The organism is Haloactinopolyspora alba (genome assembly GCF_003014555.1).
GTDB classification, from domain to species: domain Bacteria; phylum Actinomycetota; class Actinomycetes; order Jiangellales; family Jiangellaceae; genus Haloactinopolyspora; species Haloactinopolyspora alba.
In genome coordinates this window covers 313,704-337,928 of sequence record NZ_PYGE01000003.1, presented here as the reverse complement: position 1 = coordinate 337,928, position 24,225 = coordinate 313,704, and the positions used below count along the sequence as shown (strand labels likewise).

Sequence of the window (24,225 nt, the reverse complement as noted above, 5' to 3'; positions counted from 1 at the left end):
ACAACCGCACGGGGTGTGCCGTCCCGGTTCCACCCCCTGCGGTTCGGTTCGTGGGATTCCCGGTAGCGTGCCACGATCTCTTCCAAACGACGGCGAAGTCCCCATAAGTTACGGGAGACCCCGCCGGACCGGTGGGGTGCTGTCATGCCCTTCGAGCACGATTTCGACCACGGGAGATGTCGATGACACGACCATCGCATGCACCGGGCAGAGCCGCCGGCACCCGGCGGGCCGGTCTCGGTGTCGCGGCCTCGGTCGCGCTGACGGTGGCGGCGATCACGCCACTGAGCGCGGCGTCGGCCGGACCGGGCGCCCACCCCGACGACGCCGGCTATCTCGGCTCGGCGTCCGAGCTCACCGGCGCGCCGCCGGCATCGGACGAACTCGTCCACGAACCGTCCGGCGCCTGGTTCGTCCAGCTTGCCGGCACGCCGTCCGCCGAGGGCGGTGACGCGGCCGAGCTGCGCCGTCAGCGGCACCGTTTCCTCGACGAGGCGGCCGCGCTGGGCACCGACCTGAAGGTGCGCTACTCCTACGACCGCCTGTGGCACGGGATGTCGGTACGCGCGTCGAAGGCCGACATCGCGGCCATCGAGGACTCCGCGCGCGTCGAGGCGGTCTTCCCGGTCGCCACCGTCGACGCGCTGGAGCCCACCGACACCGAACCGGCCATGGACTCCGCACTGGGCATGACCGGCGCCGACATCGCGCAGAGCGAGCTCGGCCTGGACGGTGACGGGCTGCGCGTCGGCATCATCGACACCGGCATCGACATCGACCACCCGGACCTCGGCGGTTCGGGCGCCGACGACGCCACCGAGTTCCCGACGCGCCGTGTGGTCGCCGGCCACGACTTCGTCGGCGACGACTACAACGCCGACCCGTCGTCACCGGCGTACGAGCCGGATCCGCAGCCCGACCCGAACCCGGACGACTGCCAGGGGCACGGCACGCACGTGGCCGGAATCGTGGGAGCCGACGGCGACACCGCGAGTGGTGGCGTGCGCGGCGTGGCGCCGGCGGTCGAGTTCGGCGCCTACCGGGTGTTCGGCTGCGGCGGCTCCACGACGTCGGACATCATCCTGGCCGCCCTGGAGCAGGCCCTGGTCGACGACATGGACGTCGTCAACATGAGCCTCGGCGCGGGTTTCGTGTCGTCGCCGGACTACCCGACGGCAGTGGCCAGTGACGCGCTGGTCGAACAGGGCGTCACCGTGGTGGCCTCGATCGGCAACAACGGCACCGCCGGCACCTGGTCGGCCGGCGCTCCCGGCGTCGGCGACGACGTCATCGGTGTCGCGTCGTTCGACAACACCGAGTACGACGCGCGGATGTTCACGGTGTCGCCGGACGGCCGCGAGGTCGGCTACGGCCACGCCAGCGGCTCGCCGGAACCGCCGGTCGAGGGGAGCCTGCCGATGGCGCGCACCGGCACCCCGGACACGCCGGACGACGGCTGTGACTCCGCCGGCGAGCTGCCGGACCTCAGCGGCACGGTCGCGCTGGTCCAGCGGGGTGAGTGCTACTTCTACGACAAGGCCATCAACGCGCAGAACGCCGGCGCCGAGGCCGTGATCCTGTACAACAACGTGCCCGGCAGCTTCGCGCCGACGGTGGCGCCGCCCACGCCCGACGACCCGCCGGTGACCGTTCCCGTGGTGGCCATCTCGCAGCAGGACGGGCTGGAGCTGAACAGCCGCATCGCCGCCGGCGAAACGACGCTGACCTGGACCGACGAGACCACGACGGTCGAGAACGCCACCGCCGGGCTGATCTCGTCGTACAGCTCCTACGGCATGAGCTCCGACCTGACGCTGAAGCCGGACCTGGGCGCTCCCGGCGGGCTGATCCGCTCGACCTACCCGCTGGAGAAGGACGGTTACGGCGTGCTGTCCGGCACGTCGATGGCCGCGCCACACGTCGCGGGCGCTGTCGCGCTGCTGCTGCAGGCCCGGCCGGATCTCGAGGCGGGTGAGGTCCGCGACGTGCTGCAGAACCACGCGGACCCGGCGGACTGGTCACTGGTCCCGGACTCCGGCTACATCGAGCCGACGCACCGGCAGGGCGCCGGCATGCTCGACATCGACGACGCCGCGCTCGCGGAGACGTCGGTGACACCCGGCAAGCTGTCGCTGGGCGAGTCCGAGACAGGGCCGTCGACGCGGACGCTGACCGTGCGCAACGACGGCGACACCGCCGTCACGTACGAGCCGTCCCATGTCAACGCGATCAGCACCGGCGACGCCCCGAACGATCCCGGCTTCTACCTGGGCGAGGCCGGTGTCGAGTTCGGGACCGACACGCTCACCGTCCCCGCCGGCGAGACCGCCGAACTCGACGTCACGGTGACCGCGCCGGACGGACCGGAGCTGGGTCAGTACGGCGGCTACGTCGTGCTGACGCCTGAGGACGGCGACCCGCTGCGGGTGCCGTTCGCCGGGTTCGTCGGCGACTACCAGGACCTGCCGGTGCTGACCGAGGCCGGAGCCGGCCTGCCGGAGCTCGGCCGGGTGGCCGAGTGCGAGCGCTACGTCGAGCTGAACTGCACCATGGGCGGCGTCTACGACCTGCTGCCCGACGGCGCGACGTACACCATGACCGAGGGCGACCGTCCAGTGGTGCTGGCGCACCTGGAGCACCCGGCGGAGAACGTGTCGTTCGAGCTGTTCCGGGCGCGGCACGACGGGACGCCCGGCGTGCCGGTGGTCGGGCCGTTCAACACGGTGCTGTCGGTCGACGAGGTCGGGCGCAGCGGCACGCCCACGGCGTTCAACGCCTACGTCTGGGACGGCACCCGACCGCGCGGACACGGCACCGACCGGACCGTTCCCGTCCCTGACGGTCGCTACGTGCTGCGGATGACCGTGACCAAGTCGCTGGGCGACCCGCACAATCCGGAGCATGTGGAGACCTGGGTCTCCCCGGTCATCACGGTGGACCGGGAGGGGTAGGCGGGCGCAGCCAGAGAGTGCCGAGCGGCGGGAGCCGCAGGGTGGCCGACGCGGGGCGACCGTGCCACGCGTCGGTCCCGGCGGTGACCCGGCCCAGATTCCCGACGCCGGAACCGCCGTACACGTCGGCGTCAGTGTTGAGCACCTCGTCCCACGATCCCGCGGACGGAAGCCCCAGCCGGTAGTTCTCGTGCGGGACGGGACTGAAGTTCGCCACGCACGCCAGCACGCCGCCGTCGTCGTCGAAACGCAGGAACGAGAAGACGTTGCCGGTGGCGTCGCTGGCGTCGATCCACTGGAACCCCGACTCCTCGGTGTCCAGGCGCCACAACGCCGCCGTGTCGCGGTAGACCCGGTTCAGATCGCCCACCAGCCGCTGCAGACCGGCCCGGCCCGGGTTGTCGAGCAGCTGCCAGTCCAGCTCGCGCGACTCGGCCCATTCGGCGTCCTGGCCGAACTCGTCGCCCATGAACAGCAGCTGCTTGCCCGGATGCGCCCACATGAACGCGAAGTACGCCCGCAGCGTCGCCGTCCGCTGCCACTCGTCGCCGGGCATCTTCGACAGCAGCGACCCCTTGCCGTGCACGACCTCGTCGTGCGAGAGCGGCAGCACGAAGTTCTCGCTGAACGAGTACATCGTCGAGAACGTCATCTGGTGATGGTGATACTGCCGGTGGATCGGGTCGTGGGCGAGATACGACAGCGAGTCGTGCATCCAGCCCATGTTCCACTTCAGCCCGAAGCCGAGGCCGCCGAGGTGTGTCGGCCTGGTGACGCCCGGCCACGCGGTGGACTCCTCGGCGATGGTGACGATGCCGGGCACGGTGCGGTACGCGCTCGCGTTCGTCTCCTGCAGCAGCGCGATGGCGTCGAGGTTCTCGCGGCCGCCGTGCACGTTGGGCAACCAGTCGTCGCCGCTGCGGGAGTAGTCGAGGTAGAGCATGGAGGCGACGGCGTCGACCCGCAGCCCGTCGACGTGGTACTCGTCGAGCCAGAACAGCGCGTTGGCGACCAGGAAGTTGCGGACCTCGGGACGGCCGTAGTCGAAGACGTAGGTGCCCCAGTCCGGGTGCTCGCCGCGCCGCGGGTCGGGGTGCTCGTACAGCGGCGTCCCGTCGAAACGCGCCAGGGCCCAGTCGTCGCGCGGGAAGTGCGCCGGGACCCAGTCGACGATGACGCCCAGCCCGGCCTGGTGCATCGTGTCGACGAAGAACCGGAAGTCGTCCGGGGTGCCGTACCGCGCGGTGGGCGCGTAGTACGAGGTCACCTGGTAGCCCCACGACCCGCCGTACGGGTGCTCGGCCACCGGCATCAGCTCGACGTGCGTGAACCCCATCCGCGAGACGTAGTCGGCCATGTCGACCGCCAGCTCGCGATAGGTGCGCCCGCGCCGCCACGATCCGAGGTGCACCTCGTAGATCGACATCGGCGAGTCGTGCGCCGTCCAGCCGGCTCGCTGCCGTAACCACCCGGCGTCACCCCACACGTACGACGAGCGGTGCACCACCGACGCCCGTGCGGGAGGCACCTGCGTCCGGGCGGCCATCGGGTCGGCCTTGTCCCGCCACACCCCGTCCGCGCCGTGGATCTTGAACGTGTACGGTGCGCCGTCGCCGACGTGCTCGACGAACGTGCCCCACACACCGCCGCCGAGCTGGATCATCGGGTCGTTGCCGCCATGCCAGCCGTTGAAGTCGCCGGCCACCTCCACCTCGCGGGCGCTGGGCGCCCACACGGTGAAGATCGTGCCGTGCCTGCCGTCCACCGTCGTGGTCCGCGCGCCGAGCACGTCCCACAGCCGTTCGTGCCGGCCCTCACCGATGAGGTGCAGGTCGACCTCGCCCAGGAGTTGCCGTGCATCGATCATCCGGCGAGCTTATCCGTGGTGCCGCCGTCACGTCCCGGATCCGGGCGGTGAGTTCGATCAAGTAGCGTTGATGCGCGTGCGTAGGGCGCGGGCCGCTCGTCCTGGCGCGGCGGTGGTGGACGGCGCGTACGGCTGGCCATGAGGACCAGCTACCTGGGATCCGGCCTGCTCAGCCGGCGAAGCGCTCCAGCGCGGAGAGCGGGATCGGCAGCCAGCTGGGGCGGTGCCGCGCCTCGAAGACCGCCTCGACGACGGCGATATCCACCTCGAGCGCACGGATGAGTTCGACCTCGTCGTCCGGGTCGGTCTGCGACGCCGCACGGTAGCCGGCGCAGAAGGAGTCGCTGTTGCGCTGCGCCCACTCGCGTGCCCGGTAGACGATCTGATCGTGCGCCGGATCCTCCGGCGGATGATCGGTGACCAGCAGGTGCTGCGCGGCGTAGTCGAAAGACCGGAGCATTCCCGCGATGTCGCGCATCGGGGAGCGCGGGAGACCCCGCTGGGCCAGAGGGAGCTCGCGCTGGCCCTCGAAGTCGATCAGTTTCCAGCCGTGCACCGTGCGCAGCACCTGGCCGAGGTGGTAGCTGCCGTGGATGCGCTGGGCGGGGATCGCGCGCTGACGGTCGTGCAGCGTGTCGTAGTGCACGCGTAACTGCGCGGCCATCGGCTCGAGCTCCGGGACGACACCCACCGCGGTGTCGAGCCGCTCGTGCATGGCACCGATGAGACCCGCCACCTCCGCGGGCGTCAGCGTGGAGGTCTCCTTTATCTCGGCCAACGTCTCGTGCACCCGGGCCGTCGCCATACCCAGCCGGTAGGACTCGCCGGCGAAATCGCCGCCGACCTCGTTGGCGTGCAGGTCGCCCTCGGCGTAGAGGTCCCGCACGCTCGCGGTCGCCACCGCCCAGCCGTCGGAGGCCGTGGTCAGGTACTCCTGCAGCATCGCCAGGCTGGCGGTGTGCGTTGTCCCTGAGCCGTCGCGCCACTGGCCGTCGATGCGTCCGAACAGTGGTGCGATCAGGTCGCAACCCGCGGCCGTCAGCGCTTCGTGCAGCTCCACGTCCGGGTTCAGGCCCGGCTCGATCATGCGGAACACCTTGAGCCGGGCCACGTCACCGTAGGCCAGGTTGGTGTTCTGGTGTTCACCGGGCAGCACCAGCGAGCGTTCACCGAACGGGATCTTCGCTCCGGGCTCGACGTGGAACGTCAGGCCCTCAGGCGCCTGCGTGCCGGTGTCGAAGTAGCTGAGCAGGGCCGTGGTGGCGTCCTTGTCGTGCAATGCGTCGTACACGTGCCCGTCGCTGGTCAGCCCGAGGTGGACGTGGTCGAGCCGGTCGGCGCGCTCGGGCCGGACGGACAGCGGCACCTGGACGAGGCCGGTGCCGTCGTCGTGGGTCGCCTCGACGATCAGGTGCCACAGCCGTGGTTCCGCGTCGGACAGCAGCGACGCCGACACCACCCGGACGCCGACCTGACCCGTGCGCGCGCCGGTGAACCAGTGCTGCTGCGGCAGCCACGGCCCCAACAGCGCGACAGCTTCGTCCAACCCGGCGTCACCGGTCACGGCATCGCCCGTCACGGCATCGCCTCCTCGGGCAGTTGCGCCAGTCGGAACCAGTAGAAGCCGTGTGAACCCACCGTCAACAGGTACGGCAGCTCACCAATGGGCGGGAACCGGACACTGCCCAGCAGCTCGATCGGCTGCATGCCCTCGTACCGGCGCAGGTCCAGCTCGACCGGCTGCGGGAACCGGGACAGGTTGTGTACGCACAGCACGATGTCGTCGCCGAACGTGCGCAGGTAGCTGAGCACGGTGGGGTTCGACCCGCCGAGGTCGACGAACTCGCCGAGCCCGAACGCCGGGTTCTGTTTGCGGACCTCGATCATCCGCTGCGTCCAGTGCAGCAGCGACGACTTGTTCTCCAGCTGCCCCTCGACGTTGGTGACCTGGTAGCCGTAGACGGCGTCCATGATGACCGGGAGGTTGAGCCGGCCCGGGTCGGCCGTCGAGAATCCGGCGTTGCGGTCCGGCGTCCACTGCATCGGCGTGCGCACCGCGTCGCGGTCGCCCAGCCAGATGTTGTCGCCCATGCCGATCTCGTCACCGTAGTACAGCACCGGCGACCCGGGCATCGACAGTAACAACGCGTTGAACAGCTTGATCTGGTTGACGTCGTTGTCGAGCAGCGGCGCGAGACGGCGGCGGATGCCGAGGTTCGCCTTCATCCGCGGGTCCTTGGCGTACTCGGACCACATGTAGTCGCGTTCCTCGTCGGTGACCATCTCGAGCGTGAGCTCGTCGTGGTTGCGCAGGAACACGCCCCACTGGCAGCCGGCCGGGATGCGCGGCGTCTGCGCCATGATCTCGCTGACGGGGTAGCGCGACTCACGGCGCACCGCCATGAAGATGCGCGGCATCACCGGGAAGTGGAAGGCCATGTGGCACTCGTCGCCGCCGACGTCCGGCTCGCCGAAGTACTCGACGACCTCGCTCGGCCACTGGTTCGCCTCGCACAGCAGCACCGTGTCGGGGAACTCGTCGTCCATGACCTTGCGCACCTTCTTCAGGAAGGCGTGCGTCTCGGGCAGGCTCTCGCCGTTGGTGCCCTCCTTCTCGTACAGGTAGGTCACGGCGTCCAGGCGGAACCCGTCGACGCCGAGGCCCAGCCAGAACCGCACGACGTCGAGCATCGCCTCGTGCACCGCCGGGTTCTCGTAGTTGAGATCCGGCTGGTGGCTGAAGAAACGGTGCCAGAAGTACTGCTTGCGCACCGGGTCGAAGGTCCAGTTCGACGACTCGGTGTCGTTGAAGATGATGCGAACGTCGGAGTAGCCGGTGTCGTCGTCGGCCCAGACGTAGAAGTCGCCGTACTCGCCGTCGGGGTCGTTGCGGGAAGCCTGGAACCACGGGTGCTGGTCGCTGGTGTGGTTCATCACCAGGTCGGTCATGATGCGCATGCCCCGCTCGTGCGCGGCCGTCACGAACTCCGAGAAGTCGGCCAGCGTCCCGAACTCGGGGGCGACCTCCTTGTAGTGCGCGACGTCGTAGCCACCGTCACGGAGCGGCGACGGGAAGAACGGCGGCAGCCACAGGCAGTCGACCCCGAGCCACTGCAGGTAGTCCAGCTTCTGGGTCAGGCCGCGGAGCGTGCCGATGCCGTTGCCGTCGGAGTCGTTGAACGACCGGACGAGCACCTCGTAGAAGACGGCGCGCTTGAACCATTCCGGGTCGGTGCCGCGCGCGGGGACGCCCGACGCCGCGTCGGTACCGCTCGAAGTCTGCGGCCGGGCCTCGGTCATGACCGACACCATTCGATGGTAGGCGCCGCGGCGGGCCGATGCCTCGAATGCGGCGCGGGCGAGTCGATGTGCACTGTCGCCTCTCGTGACGGACTGGGACGTACGGCGGCTGCCGGCCCGTGGTCGGTCACGCAGGCAGGCAGCAGCGGATGCGGCAGGGGAGAGATCATCTGGTTTGCGCTGTATTCGAGAACGCGACGGTGACGCAGACGTTTCCGGGCGGGGTGTGCCCGGCGAACAGTATTCACGCGAGATGGCTGTCACGCCAACCACTTCGGCGAGGTTCATGATCGTGTTCGCAGGTGTTCGCGCCGCCGCCCGTCACGGTGTGTGACGCCGCGGTCGTGCGCGTCCTGCTGAAACGCATCATTGTGAAGGTGACCTGGGCGGATTCGTCCCGTTGCCGGTGCCGGCCGAGTACGTGTGGTGACGACGCCGAGACCTCGATGCGAGATGCGTCACACCCGGCGCTCCGGAGGCGAGATCGGCGGTCCTCGCGCTGGTCGCGCAACGTTCAGCGCCATGTCACGTCGGACCGGATACCGTGAGCGGGTGCGAGCCATCCGACGCCTCATGGTCCGGACCGTCCTGCCCGAGCAGCTGGAGCCGCTCGGCGAGTTGGTCACCAATCTGCGCTGGTCGTGGCATCAGCCGACGCAGGAGCTGTTCGAGGCGGTCGACCACGAGCTGTGGGAACGCGTCGGGCACGACCCGGTGCGCCTGCTCGGGGAGATCTCGCCCGACCGGCTCGCCGAGCTCGCCGCCGACCAGGCCTTCCTCGGCCGGGTCCGGGCGGCGCACGACGATCTGCGGCACTACCTGTCCGAACCCCGCTGGTACCAGGACGCCGACCACGAGGCTCCCGCTGCCGTGGCGTACTTCTCGCCGGAGTTCGGCATCACCCACGTGCTGCCGCAGTACTCCGGCGGCCTCGGCATCCTCGCGGGTGACCACCTGAAGGCCGCGAGCGACCTGGGCGTGCCGATGATCGGCGTGGGGCTGCTGTACCGGCACGGGTACTTCGTGCAGTCGCTGTCGCGTGAGGGGTGGCAACAGGAGCGCTACCCCGTCGTCGACCCGGACAACCTGCCGCTGACCCGGCTGCGGCACCACGACGGCGAGCCGGTGCGCGTCGAGGTCGGCATGCCGGAGGGCCGGACACTGGGTGCGGCGGTCTGGGTCGCGCAGGTCGGCAGGGTGCCGCTGTTGCTGCTCGACTCCTCGATCGAGGAGAACGGGCCGATCGAGCGTGACGTCACCGACCGGCTGTACGGCGGGACGGGCGAGCACCGGCTGCGCCAGGAGCTGCTGCTCGGCATCGGTGGTGTCCGGGCGGTCCGGGTGTACTGCGACATCACCGGCACGCCGCCGCCGGACGTGTTCCACACCAACGAGGGGCACGCCGGTTTCCTCGGGCTGGAACGCATCCGCGAGCTGATCGACGACCACGGCCTCGGCTACGAGGCGGCGCTGGAGTGTGCGCGGGCCGGCACCGTGTTCACCACGCACACCCCCGTCCCCGCCGGCATCGACCGGTTCCCCGTCGAGCTGATGCGCCAGTACTTCGGCCCGGACGCCACCGGGCCCGGGTTGCCGGTCGAGCAGGTGCTCGCACTGGGCTCGGAGGACTACGAGGGCGGCGACCCGGACGTGTTCAACATGGCCGTCATGGGGCTGCGGCTGGCGCAGCGGTCCAACGGCGTCAGCCGGCTGCACGGCGACGTCAGCCGGTCGATGTTCGCCGGGCTGTGGCCGTCGTTCGACGAGCACGAGCTGCCCATCGGGTCCATCACGAACGGCGTGCACGCGCCAACATGGGTAGCGCCGGAGGTCCTGCACCTCGAGGAGAAGGCGATCTCCGGCGGCGGGTGGAAGTCCGCCACGACCACCGTCTCCGACGGCGACATCTGGGCGGTCAAGCACACGCTGCGCGAGCGTCTGGTCACCGAGGCGCGGCGCCGGCTGCGAGTGTCCTGGCGCACCCGTGGCGCCAGCGACGCCGAGCTCGGCTGGATCGACGACGTCCTCGACCCCGGCGTGCTGACCATCGGGTTCGCGCGCCGCGTTCCGTCGTACAAGCGCCTCACCCTGATGCTGCGCGACCCCGGCCGGTTGAAGGCGCTGCTGCTCGACCCGGAACGCCCGGTGCAGATCGTCATTGCGGGCAAGGCGCATCCGGCCGACGACGGCGGCAAGCAGCTGATCCAGCAGATGGTGCGGTTCGCCGACGACCCGGAGGTGCGCCGCCGCATCGTCTTCCTGCCCGATTACGGCATCGGCATGGCGCAGGCGCTGTATCCGGGCTGCGACGTGTGGCTGAACAATCCGCTGCGGCCGTACGAGGCCTGCGGCACGTCCGGGATGAAGGCCGCGTTGAACGGTGCGCTCAACCTGTCGGTGCGGGACGGCTGGTGGGACGAGTGGTACGACGGCTCCAACGGGTGGGCGATCCCGTCGGCCGAGGGCGTCACCGACACCGACCATCGTGACGACCTCGAGGCGGCGGCGCTGTACGACCTGATCGAGAACGAGGTGGCGCCCCGGTTCTACGACGTGGACGCCGAGGGGATTCCACGGCGCTGGGTCGAGCTGCTGCGGCACACGCTGACCTCGTTGGGGCCGAAGGTGCAGGCCACGAGGATGTTGCGGGAGTACGTCGACGACCTCTACACGCCCGCTGCCGCGGCGGGGCGACGGCTGAACGCCGACTACGCCGGCGCGGTGTCGTTGGCCGGCTGGAAGGAACGGGTCCGCGCCGCATGGCCGGACGTGACGGTCCAGCACGTCGAGAGCGCGACGGCGGACGCGGTCGAGCGCGGCCAGACGCTGCGGCTGCGCGCTTTCGTCGCCCTCGGCGCGCTGACGCCCGATGACGTCGACGTACAGGTCGTGCACGGTCGGGTGGACGAGTCCGACGCGCTGCGTGATCCGGAGGTGGCGGCGATGCGGGCGGCCGAGGAGCTCGACGGCGGCACCTACCGGTTCGAGGGCGAGGTCCATCTCGACCGCCCCGGCGCGTTCGGGTACACGGTGCGGATCGTGCCGCGGCACGCGTTGCTCGCCGACGGCGCCGAGATGGGCTTGGCGGCGCTGGCGGGCTGACGCCACTCGTTCCATCTGATGGAAAGGTGCGGTGTGGCGGATCCGTACGCACCCTTGTGGTGTGGTGGCTACTGGTGGTTGACATGCGTCGATCGTGTCGGGTTGACTGCCGGGAGCCCACACCGGAGGGTTTCATATGGTGGAAACAACTGGCGGGCAGGCCGTCTACCGCGCCCTGGACGTGGTCGCTCATCTGGGCCGGCACCGCGAGGGCGCGCGTCTCGGGGAGATCGCCGACGCGCTGACCCTTCCGCCGAGCACGGTGCGCCGGCTGCTGCGCATCCTCTGTGAACGCCAGTTCGCCGTGCAGGACCCGGTGTCGCGGTGCTACGGCCCCGGCCCGCAGCTCTGGCGGTTCGAGAGCGCGCAGATCGACGTCCGGTCGTTGCGCGACGTCGCCGCGCCGGTGCTCACCGAGCTGCGCGACGCGACGACGGAGACGGTCTTCCTCTCCGTGCGCGAGGGCAGCGAGGTGATCTACGTCGAGTCGGTGCCGGCGGTTCATCCGGTCCAGATGTACGGCCGACCTGGCGACCGGGTGCCGGTCCATGCCACCGCGCAGGGCAAGGCGATCCTGGCGCACCTGCCGTCGTCGCTGGTCACCCAGGTCATCGAGCAGCTGCGTTTTCCGGCGTTCACCGCGCACACGATCACCTCGGCGCAGGAGTTCCGCGCCGCGCTCGACGCCGTGCACGCCCGCGGGCACGCGTTGAGCGTCGAGGAGCACGAGGCGGGCGTGATCAGCATCGCCGCCGCCGTGCTCGACCCGGAAGGGCGAGCCGTCGGCGCCGTGTGCGTGGGGTGCCCGCGGTTCCGCTGGGACCCAGAGAGCCTCGAGGCCGAGGTCGCCGAGCCGGTCCGTCGTGCCGCCGCGCGGATCACCGCGCTGCTGTTCCCGCTGGCGGGTGCGACGGCGGCGGCCGAACCAGTGCCGCAGGAGGCCGTGGATGTCCGGTGACGTGGACGCGAGCCTGGCCGGGCGGGTCGTCGTGGTGACGGGCGCGTCGGGCGGTATCGGCCGGGCGATCACCGACCTGGTGAGCCGCGACGGCGCCGCGGTGGTCATGGGCTGCTCCGGCGACGACGCCTGGCCGGAGCAGCTCCCGGACGGCGCCGGCACCAGCACGGCGGTCCATCGCGTGGACGTACGTGACCCGGAGCAGGTCGACGAGCTGATGGCGTTCGCCGGCGAGCGCTTCGGCGGTATCGACGCTCTGGTGAACAGCGCCGGTGTGATGGAGCAGGTCGACTTCGAGGACCTCGACCCCGCTCTGTGGAACGAGATCATCACCGTCAACCTGACCGGGGCGTACCTGTGCGTGCGCGCCGCGCTGCCGTGGCTTCGCCGCAGCGCGGCTCCCGTGGTCGTCAACGTCGCCTCCCAGCTGGGCTATGCCGGCGCCGCCCGCGCGGTCGCCTACAGCGCGTCGAAGGCCGGGCTGCTCGGGCTCACCCGCGCACTGGCGCACGAGCTCGGGCCGGGGATTCGGGTCAACGCGGTGGCGCCGGGACCGATCCGCACCCCGATGACCGATCCGCACGCCACCCCCGAGTGGGTGGAGCAGAAGACGTCACGCCAGGTCATGAAGCGCTTCGGTGAGCCGCACGAGGTCGCGTCGGCGGTCCGGTTCCTGATCGGCGACGAGTCCTCCTACTTCACCGGACAGACGTTGTCTCCGAATGGTGGCGGGGTGATGCCGTGATGGCCGAGACCGAGCACGCGTTGTTGGAGCTGGACTCCGACCAGCGAGCTTTCCTGGACGCCGTGCACGCGTTCGCCCGGAACGAGGTCGCGCCCAGAGCGCGCCGGATCGACGCCGACGACACGTTCGACCCCGGCCTGGTGTCGAAGGCGGCCCAGCTCGGGCTGCAGGGCATGGTGTTCGACGACGACGGCGCCCTCGACCCGGAGGGCTACGTCCTGGCGCACGAGACGACCGAACTGCTCGCCTCGTACAGCGGCGCCGCCGCCCTGGCCGTCGGGGTCGCCCGGCTGCACGCGCACCTGCTGAACCGCTTCGCCGGACCGGAGGCGCGCGAGCGCTGGCTGCCCGGGCTGCTGGACGGCACCGGGTTCGGGTGCTTCTGCATCACCGAGCCGCACGCCGGCTCGGACGTGCGCGGCATGCGGACGACGGCGGCGGCCGACGGTGACGACTACGTGCTGTCGGGCGAGAAGGCCTTCATCACGCAGGCCCCGGTCGCCCGGTTCGGCATCGTCCTGGCCAAGCTCGAGCACACCGAACGCGACGCGGACATGCGCGCGTTCGTCGTGGACTTCGACCAGCAGGGTGTCCAGGTGGGCGGACCCGAGCCGATGCTCGGCTTCCGCGGCGTGCCGATGGCCTCGGTGGTCTTCGACGGCGCCCGGGTGCCGGCCGCGAACGCACTGGCCGTGGACGGGTTCGCGGGGATGTTCGAAGGGGTGAACCTGGCCCGCCTGGACGCGGCCGCCTACGCCCTCGGATTCATCCGCGGAGCCCTGCGTGAGTGCACAGAGTACCTGCGTGAACGCGAGAGCTTCGGCAAGCCGCTGGACCGGCATCAGCTCGTCCAGGGCGCCCTGGGCGAGATGTTCGCGGACTATCTGGCGGCGCGGGAGCTGACCCTCTCGGCGGTGCGCGGCTTCTCCGCCGGCCAGGGCGGTGACGCGACGCTCATCTCCGCGGCCAAGCTGACCGCGACCGAGGCGGCGATGCGCTGCACCTCCAAGGCCGTCGACCTCCTGGGCGGCAGCGGCGTGCATCTCGACTACGCGGTCCAGCGATTCTTCCGGGACGCGAAGATCACGCAGATCATCGACGGCACCAGCGGGATCCAGACGCTGATGCTGGGGCGTGCCGCCGCCGGCCTCGACTGGTCCCGCTCGGTGCCTGCCCGGCCGCCGTCGTGAGGGTCACAGGAGCTTCATCGTGTGGGCGGCGACGAGGCACACGTCGCCGTCCTGATTGCGCACGGTGACGTCCGCCTCGACCCGGCCGGTCGTGTCGTCCACGCTGGTGACGACGTAGTCGACGGTGACGGTGTCGCCGATGAACACGGGTGCGGTGAAGCGCAGCCGGTCGTAGCCGTAGCTCACCGCCTCGGTGGCCGTGCGGGACAGCAACGTGGTGGACGCCGCGGAGGCGTAGCCCAGCAGCAGGACGCCGTGAGCGACGCGGCGTCCGTACGTGGTGCGTGCCATGAACGTCTCGTCGACGTGGTTGGGGCTGAGGTCGCCGGTGATGCCGGCGAACAGGTAGACGTCGGACTCGCCGACGGTCTTGCTGACGCTGGTTCGGTCCCCGGTGGTGATCACTGGGCGGTCTCCTCACGGTTCGAGCGCGGGTTCATCCCTCTTGACGTGCCGTTCATCCGTGTCTAACGTCGCCGCCACAGAAATGGAAGGGTTTCCCACATCGTGGAAAACAAGCGCGACATGCTCGGCAAAGGGCTCCATGTGCTGACCCATCTCGGTGACCATCCGGACGGCGTGAGCGTCAGCGAGCTCGCGCGTGAGACCGGTCTGCCGGTGAGCACCACGCACCGCCTCCTGGCCACGCTCGTCGCGGACGGCTACGCGGCCGTCGACTCGGGCACGCACTTGTACCGCGTCGCGCTGCGGGTCTTCGAACTCAGCCAGAAGGCCGCCGCGACCTGGGGCTCCACCCGGGTGCGCGAGGAGCTGACCGCGATGACCGAGGAAACCGGGGAGTCCGCGCTGATGGGCGCGATCGACGGCACCGAGTTCGTCTACCTCGAGCACGTCGAGGGGCCGCACCGGGTGCGGGTGAAAGGCAATCTCGGCACCCGTGGGCCGCTGCACTGCACCGCGTTGGGCAAGCTTCTGCTCGCGGTGCAGCCGGCGGGAGAACGCGACCGGATCCTCGACGAGCTCACCCTGACCCGCTACACCCCCACCACCATCACCACGATGCCGCGGCTGCGCGAGGAGCTGCACGTCACCGCCGAGCGCGGCTACGCCGTGACCGACCAGGAATACGAGCCGGAGATCAGGTCCATCGCGGTTCCGGTGACGGCCGCCGAGCAGCTGGGCTCCACGATCGCCGTCTGCCTCACCGCGCCCGTCTACCGCACGTCGCTCGACCGACTGCGCGACTGGCTGCCGGTGCTGCGCGAGACCGGCCGCAAGATCGCTCTGTACCGGCCGGGAGGCCACCGTTGACGGGCGCGACGACGTGGGATCCGGGACTGGCCGGCCAGGTCGGCATCGTGACCGGCGCGGCCGGCGGCATCGGTCTGGAGACGGCGCGGCTGATGGCCGAGGCCGGTGCCCGGCTGCGCCTGGTCGACCGCTCGGACGCCGTGCTGGACGTCGCCGATGAGCTCGGCGCCGACGCCGACGTGCGTGACCTCGCCGAGCCGGCGGCCGGCGCGGAAGTGGTCGAGACGGTCGTGCGCGACATCGGTCCACCGTCGTTCGTCGTCAACGCCGCCGGAATCCAGGCACCGCGCCGCCCGCTGACTCAGCTGCGGGACGAGGACTGGTCGCAGCTGTACGCGACCAACCTGCGTGCCGTGCTGAACGTGTGCCGCAGCGCGGCGTCGCGGATGCGGCCCGGCTCGGCGATCGTCAACGTGGCGTCCGTCTCCGGCACCGTCGCGGTGCCCGGGCTGGTTCCCTACGGCTCGCTCAAGGCCGCGGTGGCGCAGCTGGGCAAGGGCCTCGCGGTCGAACTGGCCCCCGACGGCGTGCGCGTCAACGCGGTGGCGCCCGGCTACGTCCGCACCGCCATGACCCGCGAACTGCTCGACGACGTCGAGCGTGGCGAACAGATCCGCGCACGTATTCCGATGCGCCGGGTGGCCGAGCCGGTCGAGGTGGCCCGCGTGATCGTCTTCCTGCTCTCGCCGCTGTCGAGCTATGTCACCGGCGAGGTCGTCCATGTCGACGGAGGGTTCAGTGCTCAGTAGCTGGTCGGTCAAACCCGTGCTCTCGGCCGACGCGGCGGTCGAGCTGATCGACGACGCCGCGACCGTGTTCGTGGGCGGCTCCGGCGGCGGGGTGCAGGAGCCGTCGTCCCTGCTTCGAGCTCTGGCACGCCGGTTCGAAACCACCGGTTCACCGCGGGAGCTGACGGTGTGGCACTGCAGCGGCATCGGTGACCGTGCCGGCGGCGGGATGTCGCTGCTGGCCGACGACCGGCTGGTCCGCCGCGTGGTCGGCGCGCACTGGGGCATGTCCCCGGAGATGGCCGCGCTCGCGATGGAGTCGCGGATCGAGGCGTACAACCTCCCGCAGGGGGCGATCTCGCAGCTTCTGCGTGAGACGGCCGGCGGCCGGCCCGGACTGGTGACGCCGATCGGGCTCGGCACGTTCGTGGACCCCCGCCTCGAGGGCGGCCGGCTGAACTCCCGCACCACCGAGGACATCGTCGAGCACGTCGAGCTCGCCGGCAGCGAGGCGCTGTTCTACCGGGCCCCGCGCATCGACGTGGCCCTCCTGCGCGCCACGACAGCCGACGAGTGCGGCAACCTCACCTTCGAGCACGAGGCCGCGCTGCTGGAGGGGCTGGCGCTGGCGCAGGCGACCCGGGCCACCGGCGGAACCGTCGTGGCGCAGGTGAAAAATGTCGCCTCCGGCGGCACGCTGCACCCGCACCAGGTCCGGGTGCCGGGCGTCGTCGTCGACACTCTCGTCCTCGACCCCGAGCAGCGCCAGACCTGCCTGCGCGAGCACGACCCGTCGTTCACCGGTGAGCTCAGCGTCCCCGTCGGGGCGCTGCCGGTGCTGGACGCCGGTCCGCGCCGGGTCGTGGCCCGCCGCGCCGCCGCCGAGATCGAGCCGGGCGCCGTCGTGAACCTCGGCGTGGGCATGCCGGACGGGGTCGCCCTCACCGCGGCCGAGACGGGGCTGCTCGACGAGATCGCCTTCGCCGTCGAGCAGGGGCACGTCGGGGGCGTGCCGGCCGGCGGCGTCGAGTTCGGCGCGGTGCACAACGCGGCCGCGACGCTCGAGGCGCCCTCGCAGTTCGACTTCTTCGACGGCGGCGGCCTGGACGTCGCGTTCCTGGGCATGGCACAGGTCGACCGGCACGGCAACGTCAACGTCAGCCGGTACGGGGACGTGCTGTCCGGCAGCGGGGGCTTCATCAACATCACGCAGGGCACCCGCCGGGTGGTCTTCTGCGGCACCTTCACGGCCGGCGGACTGGACGTCGAGGTCCGGGCCGACCCGGCCGGGATCCGGGTGCGTTCGGAGGGGCGGACCCGCAAGTTCGTCTCCGACGTCGAGCAGGTCACGTTCAGCGGGGAACGCGCGCTGCGGCTGGGCCAGCAGGTGCTCTACGTCACCGAACGGGCCGTGTTCGAACTCACCGGCGACGGGTTGAGGCTGGTCGAGGTCGCACCGGGTACCGACATCGAGCGCGATGTGCTGGCGCGGATGGATTTCGAACCCGTCGTCGACACGCCGCGGCCGATGCCCGAAGCGGCATTCAGCGCGGCGCCGTCGCGGGATCCCCGCGGCGGGCGACCGGTCAACACCGTGGAGCCGACCCACAACGAGAGGTGAACGGCCATGTTGCGATCAACGACGATCAACCGCAAGCGCACGGCGGCAGCGGTCAGCGGCGTGCTCCTGCTGGGCGTGACGGCGTGCGGCGCCGAGTCCGGCGGCGGCGGAGGAGGTGGCGGCACCACCCTGGTGATGGGCCACCAGCTCGCCGCCGACACGCCGTTCGACAAGGGTCTGGACCGCTTCGCCGAACTGGTGGAGAAGAAGACCGACGGCTCGGTGACGGTCGAGGTGCACCCCAACGCCGAGATCGGCAGCGAGAAGGAGCTGTTCCAGGGCATGCAGGACGGCACGGTCGACGGCGGGGTCATCGCGCCCGGCTCGATCGCGGAGTTCGTGCCCGAGGTGAGCGTGCTGTCCATGCCGTTCCTGGTCACCAGTCGCGAACAGCGCGACCAGATCATCGAGGGGCCGGTCGCCGAAGAGATCACCACGATGATCGACGAGCAGACCGGCGTGCGGACCGTGGGCTACTTCGGCGGCGGCATCCGGAACATGTTCTTCACCGAACCCGTCTCGGGTCCGCAGGACATCCAGGGACGCCTGTTCCGCACACAGCCGAGCGAGATGCTCACCGACGCGTTCGGCGCCGTCGGCTTGGAGCCGACGGTCGTCGCGTACAACGAGCTCTACAACGCGCTGCAGCAGGGCGTGGTGGACGGCGCGGAGAACGAGTCGGTCTACATCGTGAGCCAGAAGTTCTACGAGCCCGCGCCGCACATCCTGCGCACCCAGCACGAGGTGACCATCCGGCCGCTGATGATGAGCGGTCAGACCCTTGACAACCTCCCCGACGACCAGCGTCAGGCCGTGCTCGACGCCGCCGAGGAGGCGTCGTCGTACGAGCGCGAGCTGGAGGGCGAGACCGACGACGCGGCGCTGAAGCGGCTGACCGAGGAGCTCGGCGCCACCGTCACCGAAGCCGACACTGCGGCGATGGCCGAGAAGGTGCGCCCCGTATGGATGAAGTACGCGAAGCAGTGGGACATGGTGGACGCGGTCGAGCAGATGGCCGAGCTGCAGACCTCATGAGCACCGTGTCCCGCCTGCTCGACCGGGTGCACGCGGTGCTGCTCGCCGCCATCGCGGTGCTGCTCGCCGTGCTCACCGTGGTGGTCGCCTACCAGGTGTTCGGCCGGTACCTGCCGCTGATCCCGCGGGCGCTGTGGACCGAGGAGATCGCGCGGCTGTGCCTGGAGTGGACGGTGTTCCTCGGCGCTGCGGCGGCCGTGCGGCGTGGTGACCACTTCGTCATCGACCTGATCCCGGCCCGCCTCGACGCGTGGCTGGCCCGGCCGGTGCAACTGGTCGCCATGGCCCTCGTGCTGGTGATGAGCCTGGTCATCACGGTCGGTGGGTTCAGGTTCGCCCTGGACGGGGTGGACCAGATCTCCACCACGTCCGGCATCCGGCTGGTGTGGGCGTACGCCGCGATACCGGTCTCCGGGGTGCTGATGGTGGTCTTCGCGATCGAGCTGGCCGCGAAGGCGCTCACCGGGACGGTCACCCGCGGCGGGCATCCCGCCGTGCCGGCGGGAGGTGGTGAGTAGTGCTCAGCGTCGTCATCTCCCTGCTCGTCATCTTCGTGGCGATCTGCCTGTTCCGGGTGCCGATCGCGTTCGCGCTGCTGCTGGCGTGCCTGCCGTACTTCCTGCTGAACGACCGGCTCACCGTGGAGCTGCTCGCGCAGCGGATGTACTCGGGGCTCGACTCGTTCGTGCTGCTGGCCGTGCCGTTCTTCGTGCTCGCGGGCGCGATCATGAACGTGTCCAAGGTGACCGACCGGCTCATGGCTCTGGCCCAGGCGGTCGTCGGCTCGATCCGCGGTGGCCTCGGCATGGTGAACGTGTCCACGTCGATGGCCTTCGGCGGCGTGTCCGGGTCGTCGACCGCCGATGTGGCCGGTCTCGGTTCGGTGCTCATCCCGCAGATGGAGCGCCGCGGCTACGCGAAGGAGTTCGCCGTCGGCATCACCGCGGCTTCGGCCGTGATCGGCACGATCGTCCCCCCGAGCATCCAGATGGTCGTGTGGGGCTCGTTGACGAGCACGTCGATCGGGGCGATGTTCCTCGCCGGCGTCATCCCCGGCGTTCTGATCGGCGGCGGCATGATGGTCGTCACCTACGTCCAGGCGCGGCGGCACGGTTTTCCCAAGGAGAGCCGCCCGTCGGTGGCGAAGGTGGCCCGGGCGCTGCGCGACTCGCTGCTGGCGCTCGGCATCCCGGTGCTGGTCATCGGCGGTATCGTCGGCGGGTTCGTCACCGCCACCGAGGCGTCGGTGCTGGCGGTGCTCTACGCGCTGCTGCTGGGGCTGGTCGTGTACCGCACGGTGCGGCTGCGCGACCTGCCCCGGGTGTTCCGCGAGAGCGCGCAGCTGACGGCGCTGCCGTTGTTCGCGCTGGCCGCGGCGTCGGTGTTCGCGTATCTGCTGGCGTTCTACCGGATCCCGTTCCTGATGCAGGACGCGGTGGCCGGCGTGCCGCCCGAGGCGCTGCTTCCGCTGGTCGCGGTCGTGTTCATCGTCCTGGGGACGTTCTTGGACGCGCTCCCGGCGATGGCGATCATGGTCCCGGTGCTCGCTCCGGCGATCACGGCCGCCGGTGTCGACCCGGTGCAGTACGCCCTCGTTGCGGTGATCTCGCTGGCGTTCGGACTGATCACGCCGCCGTACGGACTGTGCCTGCTGTTGTCGTCGGCGATCGGCAAGCTCCCGGTGCTGCGGGCGGTGAAACCGATGTCGCCGTTCGCCGCGGTGATCGTGGGCGTGCTGATCCTGACCATCCTCGTCCCGGAGACGGTGCTGTGGCTGCCAGAGGTGGCGGGCGAATGACCCCGGAACCGGAACGGCCGGCCGGACGTGTGGACGTCCGGGTCGACGACGACGTCTGCTGGATCACCCTCGAGCGCAGCGAGCGGCTGAACGCGCTCGACCCGCCGATGCTGTCCGGTCTGGCCGACGCGCTGGACGGCGTCGCCGACACCGGCGCCCGTGCCGTCGTGATCAGCGGAGCCGGCGAGCGTGCCTTCTGCGCGGGCGCAGACGTGCGCGTCCTCGCCGAGACACCGCCGGAGGACGTGCTCCGGTCCAACCTCACCGGGCACGACGTGTTCGACCGGATACAGCGGCTGCCGGTGCCCGTGGTCGCCGCGATCTCGGGGGTCGCCCTGGGAGGCGGGCTGGAGCTGGCGCTGGCCTGCGACGTTCGCGTCGCTGCCGAGCACTCCCGGCTCGGGCTGCCCGAGGTGAGCATGGGCGTCATCCCGGGATGGGGCGGCACGTGGCGGCTGGCCGAAGCGGTCGGCGCGGCGCGCGCCCGCGAGCTCATCCTCACCGGGCGTCTGGTGGACGCCGAGGAGGCCGCGCGGCTCGGGATGGTCCACGACGTGGTGCCGGGCGAGCGCCTCGTGCCGGCGGTGACCGAGCTCGCTGTGACGTTCGCGAGCCGGAGCGCGCCGGCACTGGCCGCCGCGAAGCGGGCGCTGGCGGCCGTGTCCGATCACGCCCGGTCGCAGGCGCAGGTCGAGTCGGGCGCGGTGGCCTCGCTCGTGACGGGGGCGGAGTTCCGCTCCCGCGTGGCGGGATTCCTGGGAACGCGAGCGTGAACGGCATGAAAGGAGACCGGATGGAGATCTCGTTCGAAGGAAAGACGGTGCTGGTCACCGGTGCCAGCACCGGTATCGGCGCCGCCGTGGCCCAGGGGTTCGCCGGCTGCGGCGCTGCCGTCGGCGTGCACTACAACACCAACGCGGACGCCGCCGGCGAGGTCGTCGCCGGGATCGTCGACGCGGGAGGCCGGGCGGTGCCCGTCCCCGCCGACCTGTCCGAGCCGCGCGACTACGACGACCTCGTCGCCGACGTCGAGAACCGGCTCGGACCCGTCGACGTCCTGGTCAACAACGCCGGCAGCCTGGTGGGCCGGCGTGCCACCGGTGAGGTCGAGCGCGCCTTCTACGACGAGGTCATGGAGCTGAACCTCGGATCCGTCGTCGGTCTGTGCAACGCCGTCGTGCCGGGGATGAGCGAGCGCGGAGGCGGTGTCATCGTCAACGTCAGTTCCATCGCGGCCGACAACGGCGGCGGGCCCGGCTCGTCGTTGTACGGCGCCAGCAAGGGCGCGGTCGCCTCCTACACCCGTGCGCTGGCCAAAGAGCTGGCCGGCGTGAACATCAGGGTGAACGCCATCTCGCCGGGCGTGATCAGCACGCCGTTCCACGAGCGGTTCTCCACGCCGGAGTCGCTGGCGGCCATGGCGGCGACGATTCCCGCCGGCCGCACCGGGACCGCACAGGAGTGCGTCGGTCCCACGCTCTTCCTCGCCAGCGACCCGATGAGCGGTTACGTCACCGGTCAGGTCCTGGCTGTCAACGGCGGGCAGTACTTCCGGTGAGCGGGCCGGACGACGGGATCGACGGCACCGGTGCCGCTGGTCCGGCCGGCACGGCGCTGCGGGTCCATGTGGGGCCGAAAGCTCCGGAGCCGCTGGTGGAGGCGGTACGGGGCGCGGGGGCGGCGATCGTGCCGGCTGACGAGGCCGAGGCGCTGGTGTGGTTCGGCGGCCCCGCGGACGAGTTGCGTACGTACCTGCACCCGGGTGTGCGCTGGGTCCAGCTCCCGTCGGCGGGTGTCGAGTCGTACCTGGCGGCGGGGGTGCTGACCGGCGACCGCGTCTTCACCTCCGCCGCCGGCTGCTACGCGCATTCGGTGGCCGAGCACACGCTGGCCATGATGCTCGCGGCCGCTCGCCGGCTGCCGGAGCTGGCCAGGGCCCGGACGTGGACGAGCCCGGAGCCGGTGTCGCTGCGCGGGGCGCGGGTGGTGATCGTCGGTGCCGGCGGCATCGGGCAGGCGCTGATCGCCCTGCTGGGCCCGTTCGACGCGGACATCGTCGCCATCACCCGCTCCGGGCGGGCGGTGCCCGGCGCGCGGGTGTGCACGACCCCCGACCGGCTGCACGACGTGCTGGCCGACGCGGACTTCGTCGTGGTCGCGGCGCCGTCGACGGCGCGGACGAGTGCGCTGGTCGGTGCCCGCGAACTGGCGCTCATGCCGTCGACGGCATGGCTGGTCAACGTGGCGCGGGGAACCCTGGTCGACACCGACGCGGTGGTGGCCGCGCTGCGGTCCGGCGAGATCGGGGGAGCGGCGCTGGACGTCACCGACCCGGAGCCGCTGCCCGACGGTCACCCGCTGTGGTCCGAGCGGCGTGCGCTGATCACGCCGCACTCGGCGAACCCGCTCTCGCTGCGGCTGCCGCGCCTGGCCGAGCGCGTCGGCCACAACACGGCGAGATTCGCCCGCGGTGAGCCGCTGGAGGGCGTCGTCGACCCTTCCGCCGGCTACTGATTTGGTGATGAGGGCGTCGTTGGTGGTGTCATAGCCCCAGTAGCGACGCCCTCTCCAGGACGGCATGATCACCAGGAGCCAAGCGCTCGCGGCCGGCATGACGCTCGACATGCTCAGGCACGCGATCCGCTCGGGCGGCCCGTGGCAGCGCGTGCTTCCCGGTGTCTACGCGACGTTCAGCGGACCGCTGAACACGCTGCACCGGCTCCGCGTGGCGGTTCTGTACGCAGGCGACGAAGCCGTCGTGACAGGTCCCTGGGGCTGCGACATGATCGGGCTGCGATACGGACCGCCCCTGGGTGACGCGGTCGACGTCCTGGTCGGGCACGGACGCGGCCGCGGCAGTACAGCTCGCGTGCGTCTGGTCCGCACCCGGCGCATGCCCGACGCGCGACGGTGGGTCGACGAGGAACGTCTCGAGGACGCCCGCGGATCCGGTCCGCCGCTGGACGTGACGCTCGACCCGCTCGCGCCCAGCGCTTCGCCCGGCGTCATCCCGATGGCGCCTGCGGCCCGTGTCGTGATCGACACCGTCGTCCGGCCGGATCGACTCCCGATGGACTGGCGCCCGGCCTGTTCGCCGCGCCGGACGGACTGCCCTGACTGCCGCGGAGGCCGGCTGCACCGGGCGAGTGCGCTACGCAACGTCCGCGCCCTGATGTGCGAGGTCGTCCAACGTCGCCGCGCGAGTGTGGCCGACCTGCGCGCCGAGGTGGCCGCCGCTCCCCGGCGCGGCGGTGCGCTGGCCCGTCTGGCGATGCGCGACATCGACGCAGGATGCCGCTCGGCGCCGGAGTGCGAACTGCGCGACCTGGTACGCCGCAGCCGTGTGCTGCCCGAGCCGCGATGGAACCGCGTGCTGCCGGGCAGCCGCGGTATCCATCCCGACGCGTGCTGGCCGCGGGCGCGGCTCGTGGTCGAGGTCGACTCACGCAGCTGGCACGGGTTCGGCGACGCGCCGCGCCGCACGGAGGAGCGTCGAGCTCGCTACGCGGCGCTCGGCTGGCGGGTGCTGCCGGTGTCGCCGGCCCGGATCCGCGCCGATCCGGACGCCGTACTGGCCGAGCTCGAGGCCGCGTACCTGGCCGGTCTCGGGCGATGAGGGCGTCGTTGGTGGTGTCATGGCCCCAGTAGCGACGCCCTC

General features: G+C 71.0%; 19 protein-coding genes. 15 read left to right on the top strand and 4 right to left on the bottom strand.

The features are described from left to right. The first annotated feature begins 182 nt into the window (after positions 1-182). Positions 183-2,951: a S8 family serine peptidase gene (locus CLV30_RS27510; RefSeq protein WP_106536332.1), complete on the top strand. Its 2,769-nt coding sequence runs from the start codon at positions 183-185 to the stop codon at positions 2,949-2,951. Here the strand turns inward: CLV30_RS27510 and glgB are convergent. The 3 genes from glgB to treS form a co-directional block, all read right to left on the bottom strand. After that, positions 2,929-4,818, bottom strand: coding sequence for a 1,4-alpha-glucan branching protein GlgB (gene glgB / locus CLV30_RS06300; protein ID WP_106536331.1), 1,890 nt, complete (start codon positions 4,816-4,818; stop codon positions 2,929-2,931). The genes CLV30_RS27510 and glgB overlap by 23 nt on opposite strands. Positions 4,819-4,987: 169 nt before the next feature. Next, complete coding sequence (locus CLV30_RS06295) at positions 4,988-6,397, bottom strand: maltokinase N-terminal cap-like domain-containing protein (protein WP_106536330.1); 1,410 nt, start codon at positions 6,395-6,397, stop codon at positions 4,988-4,990. Next, positions 6,394-8,118, bottom strand: a complete 1,725-nt coding sequence (treS, locus tag CLV30_RS06290) for a maltose alpha-D-glucosyltransferase (RefSeq protein WP_106536413.1) — start codon at positions 8,116-8,118, stop codon at positions 6,394-6,396. The genes CLV30_RS06295 and treS overlap by 4 nt, the downstream gene beginning before the upstream one ends. A 552-nt stretch (positions 8,119-8,670) precedes the next feature. Here treS and glgP point away from each other — a divergent pair. The 4 genes from glgP to CLV30_RS06270 all read left to right on the top strand — a co-directional run bounded on the left by glgP (position 8,671) and on the right by CLV30_RS06270 (position 14,113). Continuing rightward, the gene (glgP, locus tag CLV30_RS06285; RefSeq protein ID WP_106536412.1) at positions 8,671-11,220 is read left to right on the top strand and encodes an alpha-glucan family phosphorylase; all 2,550 of its coding nucleotides are present in this window, start codon (positions 8,671-8,673) and stop codon (positions 11,218-11,220) included. Between the two features lie 136 nt (positions 11,221-11,356). Further along, positions 11,357-12,178, top strand: coding sequence for an IclR family transcriptional regulator (locus CLV30_RS06280; protein WP_106536329.1), 822 nt, complete (start codon positions 11,357-11,359; stop codon positions 12,176-12,178). Continuing rightward, positions 12,168-12,923 (top strand): SDR family NAD(P)-dependent oxidoreductase, encoded by a 756-nt coding sequence (locus CLV30_RS06275; protein ID WP_205740713.1) that lies wholly within the window; start codon positions 12,168-12,170, stop codon positions 12,921-12,923. The genes CLV30_RS06280 and CLV30_RS06275 overlap by 11 nt, the downstream gene beginning before the upstream one ends. Further along, the gene (locus CLV30_RS06270) at positions 12,923-14,113 is read left to right on the top strand and encodes an acyl-CoA dehydrogenase family protein (protein ID WP_106536328.1); all 1,191 of its coding nucleotides are present in this window, start codon (positions 12,923-12,925) and stop codon (positions 14,111-14,113) included. The genes CLV30_RS06275 and CLV30_RS06270 overlap by 1 nt, the downstream gene beginning before the upstream one ends. A 3-nt stretch (positions 14,114-14,116) precedes the next feature. Here CLV30_RS06270 and CLV30_RS06265 read toward each other — a convergent pair whose 3' ends face one another. Continuing rightward, on the bottom strand, positions 14,117-14,518 hold the full coding sequence (locus CLV30_RS06265; RefSeq protein WP_106536327.1) for a MaoC family dehydratase: 402 nt from the start codon (positions 14,516-14,518) through the stop codon (positions 14,117-14,119). A 102-nt stretch (positions 14,519-14,620) separates the two neighbouring features. Here CLV30_RS06265 and CLV30_RS06260 point away from each other — a divergent pair, with 102 nt between their 5' ends. From CLV30_RS06260 to CLV30_RS06215, 10 genes are all read left to right on the top strand, one after another. Continuing rightward, complete coding sequence (locus tag CLV30_RS06260) at positions 14,621-15,385, top strand: IclR family transcriptional regulator (RefSeq protein WP_106536326.1); 765 nt, start codon at positions 14,621-14,623, stop codon at positions 15,383-15,385. Further along, entirely contained in the window at positions 15,382-16,134 is a 753-nt protein-coding gene (locus CLV30_RS06255) for an SDR family NAD(P)-dependent oxidoreductase (RefSeq protein WP_165358553.1), read from the top strand. The genes CLV30_RS06260 and CLV30_RS06255 overlap by 4 nt, the downstream gene beginning before the upstream one ends. Then, positions 16,124-17,734 (top strand): acyl CoA:acetate/3-ketoacid CoA transferase, encoded by a 1,611-nt coding sequence (locus CLV30_RS06250; protein ID WP_106536324.1) that lies wholly within the window; start codon positions 16,124-16,126, stop codon positions 17,732-17,734. The genes CLV30_RS06255 and CLV30_RS06250 overlap by 11 nt, the downstream gene beginning before the upstream one ends. Before the next feature lie 6 nt (positions 17,735-17,740). Next, entirely contained in the window at positions 17,741-18,769 is a 1,029-nt protein-coding gene (locus CLV30_RS06245; protein ID WP_106536323.1) for a TRAP transporter substrate-binding protein, read from the top strand. Beyond that, positions 18,766-19,287, top strand: a complete 522-nt coding sequence (locus tag CLV30_RS06240; protein WP_165358554.1) for a TRAP transporter small permease — start codon at positions 18,766-18,768, stop codon at positions 19,285-19,287. Before CLV30_RS06245 ends, CLV30_RS06240 begins: the two co-directional genes overlap by 4 nt. After that, entirely contained in the window at positions 19,287-20,567 is a 1,281-nt protein-coding gene (locus tag CLV30_RS06235; RefSeq protein WP_106536321.1) for a TRAP transporter large permease, read from the top strand. Before CLV30_RS06240 ends, CLV30_RS06235 begins: the two co-directional genes overlap by 1 nt. Beyond that, positions 20,564-21,340 (top strand): enoyl-CoA hydratase/isomerase family protein, encoded by a 777-nt coding sequence (locus tag CLV30_RS06230; RefSeq protein WP_106536320.1) that lies wholly within the window; start codon positions 20,564-20,566, stop codon positions 21,338-21,340. Before CLV30_RS06235 ends, CLV30_RS06230 begins: the two co-directional genes overlap by 4 nt. 20 nt (positions 21,341-21,360) lie before the next feature. Then, complete coding sequence (locus tag CLV30_RS06225) at positions 21,361-22,125, top strand: SDR family NAD(P)-dependent oxidoreductase (protein WP_106536319.1); 765 nt, start codon at positions 21,361-21,363, stop codon at positions 22,123-22,125. Between the two features lie 56 nt (positions 22,126-22,181). Beyond that, entirely contained in the window at positions 22,182-23,081 is a 900-nt protein-coding gene (locus CLV30_RS06220) for a D-isomer specific 2-hydroxyacid dehydrogenase family protein (protein ID WP_106536410.1), read from the top strand. 64 nt (positions 23,082-23,145) lie between these two features. Further along, positions 23,146-24,183: a PDDEXK family nuclease gene (locus CLV30_RS06215; RefSeq protein ID WP_106536318.1), complete on the top strand. Its 1,038-nt coding sequence runs from the start codon at positions 23,146-23,148 to the stop codon at positions 24,181-24,183. Positions 24,184-24,225 lie beyond the last annotated feature (42 nt).

Excerpts from the sequence above, each read along its gene's own strand:
- CLV30_RS06230 (WP_106536320.1), top strand. The coding sequence starts at position 20,564 with ATGACCCCGGAACCGGAACGGCCGGCCGGACGTGTGGACGTCCGGGTC.
- CLV30_RS06280 (WP_106536329.1), top strand. The coding sequence starts at position 11,357 with ATGGTGGAAACAACTGGCGGGCAGGCCGTCTACCGCGCCCTGGACGTG.
- CLV30_RS06225 (WP_106536319.1), top strand. The coding sequence starts at position 21,361 with ATGGAGATCTCGTTCGAAGGAAAGACGGTGCTGGTCACCGGTGCCAGC.
- CLV30_RS06270 (WP_106536328.1), top strand. The coding sequence starts at position 12,923 with ATGGCCGAGACCGAGCACGCGTTGTTGGAGCTGGACTCCGACCAGCGA.
- treS (WP_106536413.1), bottom strand. The coding sequence starts at position 8,118 with ATGACCGAGGCCCGGCCGCAGACTTCGAGCGGTACCGACGCGGCGTCG.
- CLV30_RS06240 (WP_165358554.1), top strand. The coding sequence starts at position 18,766 with ATGAGCACCGTGTCCCGCCTGCTCGACCGGGTGCACGCGGTGCTGCTC.
- CLV30_RS06215 (WP_106536318.1), top strand. The coding sequence starts at position 23,146 with ATGATCACCAGGAGCCAAGCGCTCGCGGCCGGCATGACGCTCGACATG.
- CLV30_RS06275 (WP_205740713.1), top strand. The coding sequence starts at position 12,168 with ATGTCCGGTGACGTGGACGCGAGCCTGGCCGGGCGGGTCGTCGTGGTG.
- glgB (WP_106536331.1), bottom strand. The coding sequence starts at position 4,818 with ATGATCGATGCACGGCAACTCCTGGGCGAGGTCGACCTGCACCTCATC.
- CLV30_RS27510 (WP_106536332.1), top strand. The coding sequence starts at position 183 with ATGACACGACCATCGCATGCACCGGGCAGAGCCGCCGGCACCCGGCGG.
- CLV30_RS06245 (WP_106536323.1), top strand. The coding sequence starts at position 17,741 with ATGTTGCGATCAACGACGATCAACCGCAAGCGCACGGCGGCAGCGGTC.